The 11,691-nt window shown below is 71.9% G+C and carries 13 protein-coding genes; 3 read left to right on the top strand and 10 right to left on the bottom strand.

The features are described 5' to 3' along the window. Positions 1-5: 5 nt before the first annotated feature. The 7 genes from ACIA8N_RS31380 to ACIA8N_RS31350 form a co-directional block, all read right to left on the bottom strand. Positions 6-1,064 carry an aspartate-semialdehyde dehydrogenase gene (locus ACIA8N_RS31380; RefSeq protein ID WP_365781872.1) on the bottom strand — a complete coding sequence of 353 codons (1,059 nt, stop codon included), beginning with the start codon at positions 1,062-1,064 and terminating at the stop codon, positions 6-8. Next, complete coding sequence (locus ACIA8N_RS31375) at positions 1,061-2,341, bottom strand: aspartate kinase (protein WP_365781870.1); 1,281 nt, start codon at positions 2,339-2,341, stop codon at positions 1,061-1,063. The genes ACIA8N_RS31380 and ACIA8N_RS31375 overlap by 4 nt, the downstream gene beginning before the upstream one ends. 104 nt (positions 2,342-2,445) lie before the next feature. Continuing rightward, complete coding sequence (locus ACIA8N_RS31370; RefSeq protein ID WP_365781868.1) at positions 2,446-4,356, bottom strand: tetratricopeptide repeat protein; 1,911 nt, start codon at positions 4,354-4,356, stop codon at positions 2,446-2,448. Further along, on the bottom strand, positions 4,353-4,766 hold the full coding sequence (locus ACIA8N_RS31365) for a hypothetical protein (protein ID WP_365781866.1): 414 nt from the start codon (positions 4,764-4,766) through the stop codon (positions 4,353-4,355). The genes ACIA8N_RS31370 and ACIA8N_RS31365 overlap by 4 nt, the downstream gene beginning before the upstream one ends. 36 nt (positions 4,767-4,802) lie before the next feature. Next, on the bottom strand, positions 4,803-5,471 hold the full coding sequence (locus tag ACIA8N_RS31360) for a DUF5063 domain-containing protein (RefSeq protein WP_365781864.1): 669 nt from the start codon (positions 5,469-5,471) through the stop codon (positions 4,803-4,805). Between the two features lie 35 nt (positions 5,472-5,506). Beyond that, positions 5,507-6,106: a recombination mediator RecR gene (gene recR, locus ACIA8N_RS31355; protein WP_030209770.1), complete on the bottom strand. Its 600-nt coding sequence runs from the start codon at positions 6,104-6,106 to the stop codon at positions 5,507-5,509. Positions 6,107-6,210: 104 nt separating this feature from the next. Next, positions 6,211-6,546, bottom strand: coding sequence for a YbaB/EbfC family nucleoid-associated protein (locus ACIA8N_RS31350; protein ID WP_030209773.1), 336 nt, complete (start codon positions 6,544-6,546; stop codon positions 6,211-6,213). Positions 6,547-6,814: 268 nt separating this feature from the next. Between ACIA8N_RS31350 and ACIA8N_RS31345 the strand changes: the two genes are divergently transcribed. After that, positions 6,815-7,519 carry an SLATT domain-containing protein gene (locus ACIA8N_RS31345; RefSeq protein ID WP_365782025.1) on the top strand — a complete coding sequence of 235 codons (705 nt, stop codon included), beginning with the start codon at positions 6,815-6,817 and terminating at the stop codon, positions 7,517-7,519. A gap of 30 nt (positions 7,520-7,549) precedes the next feature. Here ACIA8N_RS31345 and ACIA8N_RS31340 read toward each other — a convergent pair whose 3' ends face one another. From ACIA8N_RS31340 to ACIA8N_RS31330, 3 genes are all read right to left on the bottom strand, one after another. Further along, positions 7,550-8,200 carry a hypothetical protein gene (locus ACIA8N_RS31340; RefSeq protein WP_030209779.1) on the bottom strand — a complete coding sequence of 217 codons (651 nt, stop codon included), beginning with the start codon at positions 8,198-8,200 and terminating at the stop codon, positions 7,550-7,552. A 120-nt stretch (positions 8,201-8,320) separates the two neighbouring features. Then, positions 8,321-9,046, bottom strand: a complete 726-nt coding sequence (locus ACIA8N_RS31335; protein WP_365781861.1) for a GntR family transcriptional regulator — start codon at positions 9,044-9,046, stop codon at positions 8,321-8,323. A 69-nt stretch (positions 9,047-9,115) separates the two neighbouring features. Beyond that, the gene (locus ACIA8N_RS31330) at positions 9,116-10,480 is read right to left on the bottom strand and encodes an aspartate aminotransferase family protein (RefSeq protein WP_365781859.1); all 1,365 of its coding nucleotides are present in this window, start codon (positions 10,478-10,480) and stop codon (positions 9,116-9,118) included. A 134-nt stretch (positions 10,481-10,614) separates the two neighbouring features. On the opposite strand from ACIA8N_RS31330, the gene ACIA8N_RS31325 reads away from it, so the two are divergent. Together ACIA8N_RS31325 and ACIA8N_RS31320 are read left to right on the top strand one after the other, a co-directional pair. Continuing rightward, a complete protein-coding gene (locus ACIA8N_RS31325) occupies positions 10,615-11,220 on the top strand; it encodes a DJ-1/PfpI family protein (protein WP_365781857.1) in 606 nt (201 codons plus the stop codon). Then, on the top strand, positions 11,217-11,690 hold the full coding sequence (locus ACIA8N_RS31320; protein WP_365781855.1) for a MarR family winged helix-turn-helix transcriptional regulator: 474 nt from the start codon (positions 11,217-11,219) through the stop codon (positions 11,688-11,690). The genes ACIA8N_RS31325 and ACIA8N_RS31320 overlap by 4 nt, the downstream gene beginning before the upstream one ends. Position 11,691 lies beyond the last annotated feature (1 nt).

Raw genomic sequence — 11,691 nt, 5'->3', positions numbered from 1 at the left:
AGATCCTACAAAGCTGTGACAATCGATTCCGCTATCTGGAGAGCGTTGAGGGCCGCTCCCTTGCGGAGATTGTCGGCGCAGACGAAGAGATCGAGCGCCCGCTCGTCGTCCATGGAGCGCCGGACCCGTCCGACCCAGGTGGGATCCGTGCCGACGACGTCGGCGGGGGTGGGGAAGTCACCCGCGGCGGGATCGTCGTACAGCACGACCCCCGGCGAGGTCGCCAGGATCTCGTGCGCGCGTCCGAGCGGCACGGGGTGCTCGAATCGGGCGTGCACGGACACGGAGTGGCCGGTGACCACGGGCACCCGTACGCACGTGGCGGCGACGCGCAGTGCGGGAAGGCCGAGGACCCGGCGGGTCTCGTCCCGTACGCGCTCCTCCTCCGACGAGGCCCCGTCGGCGCCCGGAGTGCCCGACCAGGGAAGGACGTTGAGCGCGAGGGGCCCGGGAAAGGGCCCGGTGTTCTCGCCGACGGCCCGCCGTACGTCCCCGGGGTGGGTCCCGAGGTCTCCGCCGCCGGCCACCAGGCCCAGCTGCGCCCGGAGCGCCTCGACGCCCGCCTGTCCCGCGCCGGCGCCGCTGGCGGCCTGCTGGGCGGTGACGACCAGTTCGGCGAGCCCGAACTCGGCGTGCAGGGCGCCCACGGCGACGATCAGGGCGAGGGTGGTGCAGCCGGGGCTCGCGACGATGCCCCGGGGCCGTACGCGCGCCGCGTGGGGGTTGGTCTCGGGGACCACCAGGGGGACGTCGGGGTCCGCGCGGAAGGCGGCGGAGGTGTCCACGACGACGGCGCCCTTGGCGACCGCGACGGGCGCCCAGCGCGCGGCGACCGGCTCGGGCACGAGGAAGAGCGCCAGGTCGACGCCTTCGAAGACGTCCTCGTCCAGCGCGAGGATCTCGCACTCCACCCCGCGGACAAGGGCCTTCCGGCCCGCCGAACGCGGGGAGGAGACGAGGCGTATCTCGCCCCAGACGTCCGCGTGGTGCGTGAGCATCTGGAGCATCACCGAGCCGACCGCCCCGGTCGCACCCACGACCGCGAGCGTCGGCTTCGGGGTCATCGGCCGGTGCCTCCGTAGACGACGGCCTCGTCCGAGTCGCTGTCGAGCCCGAAGGCGGTGTGGACGGCCGTCACGGCCTCGTTCACGTCGGCCTCGCGGGTGACCACCGAAATGCGGATCTCGGAGGTCGAGATCAGCTCGATGTTCACACCGGCGTCGGACAGCGCCTGGAAGAAGGCGGCGGTGACGCCCGGGTTCGTCTTCATGCCCGCGCCGACCAGGGAGATCTTGCCGATCTGGTCGTCGTAGCGCAGCGACTCGAAGCCGATCACGCCCTTCGCCTGCTCCAGGGCGTCGAGGGCCGCGCGGCCCTCCGCCTTGGGGAGGGTGAAGGAGATGTCCGTGAGGCCGGTGGAGGCGGCGGACACGTTCTGCACGATCATGTCGATGTTGATCTCGGCGTCCGCGACGGCCCGGAAGATGGCCGCGGCCTCGCCCGGCTTGTCCGGCACGCCGACGACGGTGATCTTCGCCTCGGAGGTGTCGTGGGCGACACCGGAGATGATGGCCTGCTCCACCTTCTGGTCCTTTGCGTCGGAGAGCGGTTCGTTGCTGACCCAGGTGCCCTGCAGTCCCGAGAAGGACGAGCGGACGTGGATCGGGATGTTGTAGCGGCGCGCGTACTCCACGCAGCGGTGCAGCAGCACCTTGGAGCCGGAGGCGGCGAGCTCCAGCATGTCCTCGAAGGAGATCCAGTCGATCTTCTTCGCCTTCTTCACCACACGCGGGTCGGCCGTGAACACGCCGTCGACGTCGGTGTAGATCTCGCAGACCTCGGCGTCGAGCGCGGCGGCGAGCGCGACGGCCGTGGTGTCGGAACCGCCACGGCCCAGCGTGGTGATGTCCTTCTTGTCCTGCGACACGCCCTGGAAGCCTGCGACGATGGCGATGTTGCCCTCGTCGAGGGCGGTACGGATCCGCCCCGGCGTGACGTCGATGATGCGCGCTTTGTTGTGCACCGAGTCGGTGATGACACCGGCCTGGCTGCCCGTGAACGACTGGGCCTCGTGGCCCAGGTTTTTGATCGCCATGGCCAGCAGGGCCATGGAGATCCGCTCTCCGGCGGTCAGCAGCATGTCGAACTCACGCCCGGCAGGGATCGGGGATACCTGCTCGGCGAGATCGATCAACTCGTCCGTCGTGTCGCCCATCGCGGAAACCACGACGACCACCTGGTGGCCGTTCGTCTTGGCTTCCACGATTCGCTTGGCGACGCGCTTGATGCCCTCGGCATCGGCAACGGAGGAGCCTCCGTACTTCTGCACGACAAGGCCCACGTGCGCTCCTCGATCAGTGTGTGCCGCAGCCCGCGCTGCGATCGACTCAGTCTAACGAGGGACCCGGAAACACCAGCGTGATATCGGATCGTGAGACGCATCGCTCAGAGAGTGATCACCCGGGCTTTCACCTCCGCGAGGGCCTCCACCACGAGGAGCGTGTGCGGGTGGTGCTCTCCCAGGACGCGTACGCAGACGGGCAGCAGTTCCTCGAAGTCGGCCAGGGCCCGCTCGGTCTGCCCCGCGGCCCCGTACAGATCGGCCAGGCTGATCCGCGCCACCAGGGTTTCCAGCTGGTCATCACCGAGCGCGATCGACAGCTGGGCCGCGCCGTGCTCGCCCGCCGCGATGGCGTCGGAGGTCCGGCGCGCGGACCAGTAGATCCCGGAGAGTTCGACGAACGCCCCCAGCGTCTCCGGGTCCTCCTCGCCCAGGACGCGGATCATGTCCGCGATGACGCCTTCATGGAGGACGACCGCCTCGTCGGCGAGACCGGCCAGCTGGTGGGCCTGAGCGAGGCTCCGCCGGGCCAGGAACACGACCCGGTCGTGGGCCCCGAACTCCTCGGTCATGCTCCGCACCACCTCGGCCGCGAGGCGGACCGCCTCCGCTCCGCGTCCCGCCGAGGCGAGGACCAGGATCATCGCGCCGCGCATCCCGGCGGTGTAGGGATGCTCCGGGCCGTGCAGCCTCTCGGCGCCGGCCAGCGCCCGTTCGTGGACGGCGACCGCTTCCTCGGGCAGTCCGTTGAGCGCCAGGTACAGGCCCGTCGCCACCAGCGTCCCGACCAGCGGCTGGTCGTCCTCCTGCGGAGGGGAGAACCGCAGGTACGCCTGGATGTGCGGCAGAAGACCGCGCCACGTCTCCCAGTGCGCCGGATCCATGCTGTCCGGCGGCGCGGCGTGACTGAGCGCCGTCTCCGCGAGCACCCGGGCCCGCGCGATCAGCCCCGGCTCCCGGTGCGGGTCGTCCGGGTCCGGCCGCCGGGCGACCGCCTGCACCAGCCGGTGCACGGAGACCGACCCGTCCTCGTGGAGCGTGACCATGCTGTGCGCGGCCAGCTCCCCGAGCGCCTCGCGCAGGCCGGGCATCGGCGGCAGGAGCAGCGTGGGGATCCGGTCGGGGGCGAACCAGGCGAGCAGCCGCAGGACCGCTCCCGCGTGCGGGTCGGAGACGTCGAGCCGGTCGAGCGTGACGCGCAGGGTCCGGGCGACGGCCTCCTCCGCGTTGCCCCGGCCGCCGCTCCGCCCCAGCTCCGCCAGGTACGCGAGCGGGGACGTGGCCGTGCGGCCGCAGTACGCGGCGGCGATCTCGACGGCCAGCGGCAGCTGCCCCAGGGTCTCGCAGAGCCGCTCGGCGCCGGTCGTGTTCCGGGGGCCGGCGTGGGTGGCGACCCGGTGGAACAGCTCGACGGCCTCGCCGGGCGGCAGCACAGGCAGCGCGAGGACGTGTCCGATCCCGTACCAGGCGTCCGTCGTCCGGCTGGTGACGACGATCCGCCCCCGACCCGCCCGGGCCAGCAGGTCCGCCACATCAGCCGGATCGGTGACGTTGTCGAGAACGAGCAGCCAGCCGTCGTGCGCGGCCAGCCACTGCAGCGCCCTTTCCCGCAGGGCCTCTTGAGGGAGTACGTCGATCAGCGCGGGCTGCATCGCGGCGGCGAGGCCCGCGAGCCCGGCGTCCACGTCGGCACGGCTCTCCGCGGTGATCCACCAGACGGGGTTGCGGTGCGCGGCCTGCCGGCGGGCCCAGCGGGCGGCGAGCGAGGACTTTCCCACCCCGCCGAGGCCGACGATCACGACGGTCTCCGACTCCCCGTCGAGCAGGGCGCCTTCCCCACCGCGCCCCACAAAGTGGGCTGCCTTGCGGGGCACGTTGACGAGTCCGGGCGGGCAGACCACCGGCGCGAGGGCCTCCGGCGGCAGCACGGTCACCCGGTCTCCGGTGTGCACCCACCCGATGTCTCCGCCTGCCGCGACGGAACGGTCCCCCGCGGCGGATACGTACCCGCTCACGCGTCGCCCGTGGACGCGCTCCCGATGTCCCCACCGGCTGCCACGGAACGCTCGCCCGAGGCGGTGACGGGGCCGGTGGCGGCGGGGCCGCCGGTGGGCATGGCGGGCGGGACGGGCATGGCGGGCGGGGCCTGTACGCCATCGCCGGTGACGACGGCGCCGATGCCGCCGCCGGCGGCGACGGAACGGGTGCCGGACGCCTCCACCGGGGTGGCCCGACCACCGCGCCCGAACTGCGCCCACAAGGAGAGCCCGAGCCCTGCGACGGCGAGCACGGCACCGGTGACGCTGGCGATCTGATCGGCCTTGCCGAGGTCGACGACCGCGACGGCGAGCAGGGCGACGACTCCGGCCCCGGCGATGCCGATACCGCTCCGGAGAAGGACCTTCGAGGACGCGGTCGCTGCCATGGGGTCATTCTGGCAGCGGCCAGGCCGGCTCGTCCGCTACTTCCTGAGGGACTTGCTCCGCAGGCCCAATGGGGCCGCGATCTCCTCCAGCATCACGCGGCCCGCCTCCTCCGCGAGGTCGTCCTCCGTCAGGTCCTCGTCGGTGTCGAGGCCGTCGAGGGCCGCGAGGGGCTGGTCGAGGCGGACGTGGGCGACGAGGGACTGCAGGGCGCGCAGGGTGGCGGAGGCGGTGGGGCCCCAGTTCGAGAAGTACGAGAACTGCCACCACCACAGGGCCTCGCTGGTGCGGCCCGCGCGGTAGTGGGCCAGGCCGTGGCGGAGGTCCGTCACGATGTCGGCGAGGTTGTCGGAGATGCGGGCCGGGACCGGAGCCTTGCGGGGCTCGTACGGGTCGAAGACCTCGGAGAAGACGTCGACCGGGTCGAGGAGCACGGCGAACCGCTCGCGCAGGACGTCCGCGTCGGGCTCGGGTCCCGTGTCCGTCTCGTACAGCTCGTCCGGGACGATGTCCTCGTGGGCGCCGAGCCGGCCGCCCGCGAGGAGCAGCTGGGAGATCTCCAGGAGCAGGAAGGGCACCGCGCTGTCCGGCTCGTCACCCTTGGCGAGCTCGGTGGTCGCGACGATGAAGCTTTCGATGGAGTCGGCGATCTGGACCGCGAAGTCGTCGGGGTTCTGAGTGATCGCGTGCAGCGTGGGGTCAGACATCGAGGAGCCTCCCTGAGAGCGCGCCGGCCCGGTCGTCATACATCTAGCAGCCTCCGTCCCTCGAAGGCACGGCCGAGGGTCACCTCGTCGGCGTACTCCAGGTCGCCGCCGACCGGGAGGCCGCTGGCGAGCCGGGTCACCTTGAGTCCCATGGGCTTGATCATCCGCGCCAGGTACGTCGCGGTGGCCTCCCCCTCCAGGTTGGGGTCGGTGGCGAGGATCAGCTCGGTGACGGTGCCGTCGGCGAGCCGCGCGAGCAGCTCTCGGATGCGCAGGTCGTCGGGGCCGACGCCCTCGATCGGGCTGATCGCGCCGCCGAGGACGTGGTACCGCCCCCGGAACTCGCGGGTCCGCTCGATCGCCACGACGTCCTTGGGCTCCTCGACCACGCAGATGACGGTCAGGTCCCGGCGCGGGTCCCGGCAGATGTTGCACTGCTCCTGCTGTGCCACGTTGCCGCAGACGGCGCAGAACCTGACCTTCTCCTTGACCTCCAGGAGCGCGTGCGCCAGACGCCGGACGTCCGTGGGCTCGGTCTGGAGGATGTGGAAGGCGATCCGCTGCGCGCTCTTGGGACCGACGCCGGGCAGCCTGCCCAGTTCGTCGATGAGGTCCTGAACAACGCCTTCGTACACGGAACGCCCTTCCGAGGGAGTGCTTGATTCTTACGGTAGTGGCTGAAAGCGAGCCTTAGAAGCCCACAGGGAAGCCTGTGGAAAAGCCCGTGCCGGGACGGGGCTCAGAAGCCCAGGCCCGGCATGCCGCCCATGCCCTGCGCCAGCGGGCCGAGCTTGGCCTGCTGGAGCTGCTGCGCGTTGTCGTTGGCCGCCTGCACGGCGGCCACGATCAGGTCGGCGAGCGTCTCGGTGTCCTCCGGGTCGACGGCCTTGGGGTCGATCACCAGGCCGCGCAGGTCGCCGGAGCCCGTCACGGTCGCCTTGACCAGGCCGCCGCCCGCCTGCCCCTCGACCTCGGTCGCCGCGAGCTCCTGCTGCGCGCGGGCGAGGTCCTGCTGCATCTTCTGGGCCTGCTGGAGAAGCTGCTGCATGTTGGGCTGACCACCACCGGGAATCACGGTCACTCCTGAGGTTCGGTACGTCCGTATGTCGGTAGGCCGAGCCTACGTGGTCCCCGCCCGCCCTGCCTCCATCACTCTTTCGAGTGAGAAACTGCGGGCTCCTCTACCTGATCAAGACCCTCTTGCGGGCGGAAATCCCGGGATTCCGGGCCCGTCGCCCACCATTCGGCGGTAGGAAGGGCAGGCACCACGTGCACCGCACGTCACAGAAGGACATGAGCGCTGAGCTGAACAGAGGAGTCCCCCGGTGAGCCAGCAGCCGGAGATGCAGCCGCCGGGGACCCCCGGGGGAGACGTCCGCCGTGATCTGACCGGTACGCCGTTCCCCCTGGGCGACTGGGGCGAGCCCGCCGAACGGCTCGACGAGCTGTACCGCTGGGTGGAGTCCAATGCCCTGCGCACCGCCGAGTGGTACCTCTCCGACCGGGTCTGGAAGCGCCGCTGCGCCCGGATCCTGCGGATCGGCACGGCCGCCGGGGTGATCGCGGGCGCCGCGCTGCCGCTGCTCGACCTGACCGGGGTCGCGAGGGGCGTGGCCGGCTGGGGCTACCTCTCGCTGCTGCTCGGCGCCGCCTGCATGGCCTGCGACCGGTACTTCGGTGTGACGTCCGGCTGGATAAGGAACGTGGCGACGGCGCAGGCCGTGCAGCGGCGTCTGCAGGCCCTGCAGTTCGACTGGGCGTCGGAGAGCGTCCGGGAGGTGCTCGGCCCCACGGAGGGCACCGCGAGCGAGGCGGCTGAGCGATGTCTCGGCGTGCTGCGCCGCTTCTCGGAGGACGTCACGGAGCTCGTACGGGCGGAGACGGCGGACTGGATGGTCGAGTTCCGCTCGGGTCCGGCGCCGCTCGCGCTCCAGTCGGTGGGCGTGGTGCCCACCCGGGCCGAGAGCATCCACCCGGCGGGCCGCTTCCCGCTGCCGCCCGGCACCCGTCCGAACATGCCGCGCCAGCGGCCCCCGGAGGCCCGGTAGGGGCGGTCCGGGGGCCCGGAGAAGACGCGGCTAACTGAGGATGATCATCGAGCCCTGGGCCAGGCTCCGGGTCGCCGCCGCGTGCAGCCCCAGCCACACGTGGCGCTCCCGGGCGAAGGGGCCCCCGTCGAACGGAGCCGGTACGGCCGGTTCCTCCAGGGTGGTCGGCCGCTCCGGCGGTACGGGGGCCGCCGGCGGGTTCGCCGGGTCGATGCCGATCGAGGGTGCCACGAACTGCAGCTCGCGCAGGAGGCCGTACGAGGAGCCGAGCGGCCCGCCGCCCTCCAGGAGCTCGTCGCTGGCGAGCGGCACCGGGAAGTCGACCGGCACGTAGGCGCCCGCGTGGTCGTAGTGCCAGACCAGGTGGGACTGCTGGGCGGTCGGCTCGAACATCTCCAGGAGCTGTTCGTAGTCCCCGCCGAGCTCGCCGACCGGTTCGACCGGCAGTCCGCACATCTGGAGCAGGTAGGCGCGGCGCAGGAAGTGCAGCGCCTCGTAGTCGAAGCCGGCGACCGGGGCGACGTCGCCGGAGAGGCCCGGCATGTACGCGTAGACGGGCACGGTCGGCAGGCCGGACGCGCTGAGCACGGCGTCGTACGCGGCGATCTCTTCGGCGAAGGGGTTGTCGGGGCTGTGGCACAGCACGTCGACGAGGGGGACCAGCCACAGGTCACAGGCCAAGGGAGGCTCGCTCTCCGTCAGTTGCGGGGACGCTCTCGGGCGTTTGCGGGGACGGCCAGGTTAGTCGGCGCCCCACGGGCACCGTCCACCCGCTGAGGACCTGCCCCCGGAGTCCCGCCCTCAACCGCCCCGGCGCTCCGTCGGGTCCCGGCGCTCCAGCCGGTCCGCCCATTCCATCGAGTGCGCGTTGTAGTCCCGTACGACGGAGACGGCCGCGTCCGCGTCGCCGCGCGTGATCGCGTCGACCAGGTCGACGTGGCCGCTCCAGAGCCAGCCCAGCATGTCCCGCTCGGAGCGCAGGTACGGCACGGAGAAGACCCAGGCCTGGACGCGGAGCCGGTGCAGGAAGTCGGCGATGTACTCGTTGGCGGCGACCAGGCGGGCCAGCTCGCGCCAGTAGCGGATGTCGTAGCCGATGAGGATGTCGAGGTCGCCGGCGCGGGCCGCGCGGGCCGCCGCCTCGCCGCGGCGCCGTACGGAGACGAGCGCGACGCCGATGCCGGGGTCGGGCTCCGTGAGCGCGGACCGGGGCGGGACCAGGGCGGAATCGCGGCGGAATATGCCGTCGACGACGAGCATCCGGGCCTCGACCATGCCCCGGTAGTCGTCGACCGAGTACTGGTGGACGCGGAAGCCGCGGTGCTGGTCGGAGTCGAGGAGGCCCTGCGCGCAGAGGTCGACGAGGGCTTCGCGTACGGGCGTCGCGGACACGCCGTACTGCTCGGCGATCTGTTTGACGGTGAATTCCTCGCCCGGCTGGAGACGGCCCGCGAGCACTTCGTCACGGAGCGCGTCCGCGATCTGCTGTCGCAAGGTGTTGCGCGTGACAGCTCCGCTCGCGGGCATGGTGGTCGGTCCCCTCCGTCCGGTTCGGGACACCCTAGTCCAGACGGAGGGAACCTCCCCGTACTGCGGTTACGCGGTGTGCTCGTCGGCGACCGCGAGGGCCGCGTCGAGGGCCGCGAGGCCCTCCTTGGCCTCGGCCTCGGAGACGTTGCAGGCGGGAACGGCGTGGGTGCGGTTCATGTTGACGAAGGGCCACAGGCCGTTCTTCTTCGCCGCCGCGCCGAAGGCGGCCATGGGCGCGTTGGCCTCGCCGGCCGCGTTGTACGGGACGAGGGGCTCGCGCGTCTCCCGGTTCTTGACCAGGTCGAGCGCCCAGAAGACGCCCATGCCGCGGACCTCGCCGACGGACGGGTGGCGCTCGGCGAGCTCGCGCAGGCCGGGGCCGAGGACGGTCTCGCCGATGTGGGCGGCGTTCTCGACGACCTTCTCGTCCTCCATCACCTGGATGGTGGCGACGGCGGCGGCGCAGGCGAGCGGGTGACCGGAGTAGGTCAGTCCGCCCGGGTAGGGGCGCTTGTCGAAGGTAGCGGCGATCTCGGCGTTGATGGCGACGCCGCCGAGGGGCACGTAGCCGGAGTTCACGCCCTTGGCGAAGGTCATCAGGTCGGGCACGACGTCGAAGTGCTCGGCGGCGAACCACTTGCCGGTGCGGCCGAAGCCGGCCATGACCTCGTCCAGGACGAAGACGATGCCGTACCTGTCGCAGATCTCGCGGACGCCGGCGAGGTAGCCGGGCGGCGGGGTCATGATGCCGGCGGTGCCGGGCACGGTCTCCAGGATGATCGCGGCGATCGTCGCCGGACCCTCGAAGGCGATCGTGTCCTCCAGGTGCTGGAGGGCCCGCGCGCTCTCCTCCGCCTCGGTGGTGGCGTAGAAGGGCGAGCGGTAGAGGAAGGGCGCCCAGAAGCGCACGACGCCGGCGGAGCCGTTGTCGGAGGCCCAGCGGCGCGGGTCGCCGGTGAGGTTGATCGCGGTGGAGGTGGCGCCGTGGTACGAGCGGTAGGCGGAGAGCACCTTCGTACGGCCGGTGTGCAGCCGGGCCATGCGGACGGCGTTCTCGACGGCCTCGGCGCCGCCGTTGGTGAAGAAGATCTTGTCCAGGTCGCCCGGGGTGCGCTCGGCGATGAGGCGTGCGGCCTCGGAGCGGACGTCGATCGCGAAGGCGGGCGCGAAGGTGGTGAGCTTCCCGGCCTGCTCCTGGATCGCGGCGACGACCCTGGGGTGCTGGTAGCCGATGTTCGTGTAGACGAGACCGCTGGTGAAGTCGAGGTAGCGGTTTCCGTCGTAGTCCCAGAAGTACGAACCCTCGGCGCCGGCGACGGCGAGCGGGTCGATCAGGCCCTGGGCGGACCAGGAGTGGAAGACGTGCGCGCGGTCGGCTGCCTTGACGGCGGCCCCGGCCTGCGGATCGGGTTCGATGACATGAGGGGTCATGGGGTCGAGGGTAAGGAACCGCAGGTGGGGCGGGCCATGGCCATCTTGTCCACCGAGACCGGGGCGGACGCGACACGTTGTTCCGCCCGGTCGCCACTCTTGACAGCCTGCTGTCGAAGTGACAGCCTTCTGTCATGGGAACCGAGACTGAGACCACGACCGTCCACCTCGCCGTCTACGACACCCTCGCCGACTGGGAGACCGGCCACGCCACCGCATGGCTCGCCCGCGCCGGATACACGATCAGGACCGTCGGCCCGGTCGCCGGAGAGCCCGTCACGACCATCGCCGGCATCCGGATCGTCCCCGACCTCGCGCTCGCCGACCTCCGCCCCGAGGACAGCGCCCTGCTGATCCTCCCGGGCGCCGAGAAGTACGACGGGGGCGACGAACTCGCCCCCTTCACCACGAAGGCCCGCGCCTTCCTCGACGCAGGGGTCCCGGTCGCCGCGATCTGCGGCGCCACGGCGGGACTCGCCAAGGAGGGCCTGCTCGACGACCGCCCGCACACCAGCGCGGTCTCCTTCTACCTGGCCGCCACCGGCTACAAGGGCGGCGAGCACTACGTCGACGCGGACGCGGTCCGCGACGGCGACCTCATCACGGCGGGCCCGACCGAACCCGTCGCCTTCGCCCGCGAGATCTTCGCCCGGCTCGGCGCGTACGAGGGCAAGCGGGACGCCTGGTTCCGGCTCTTCCACGACTCGGACCCGGCGGCCTTCGAGGAGCTCGACGCGTGAGCCGCGCGCAGCAGGACGCCCTCTCCCGCACGGCCCTCGGCGTCTTCCGGCTCAACGGCCAGTTCCTCGCCGTCTCCGAGAAGCTGGCCGAACCGGCGGGCCTCACCGCCGCCTGGTGGCAGGTCCTCGGAGCCGTGCTCCGCGAACCCCTTCCGGTCGCCGGCATCGCCCGCGCCATGGGCATCACCCGGCAGAGCGTCCAGCGGATCGCGGACCTGCTCGTACGGGAGGGCCTGGCCGCCTACGAGCCGAACCCGGCCCACCGCCGCGCCAAGCTCCTCACCCCCACGGAGGCCGGCCGCACGGCCATCCGCCGCATCGACCCCGGCCACGCGGAACTCGCCGCGCGCCTGCGGGACGCGCTCGGCGGCCAGGAGGCCTTCGACGAGACGGTCCGGGTGCTTGAGCGGCTGTCGGCGGCGATGGAGGCGGTGGAGGCCGGGGAGGCCGTCCAGGCGGGTCACCAGTAGG

Source organism: Streptomyces sp. NPDC051822 (assembly GCF_044452745.1).
Lineage (GTDB): Bacteria > Actinomycetota > Actinomycetes > Streptomycetales > Streptomycetaceae > Streptomyces.
Note: the sequence above shows the minus strand (reverse complement) of the source record. Positions and strands in the feature narration are given on the sequence as shown.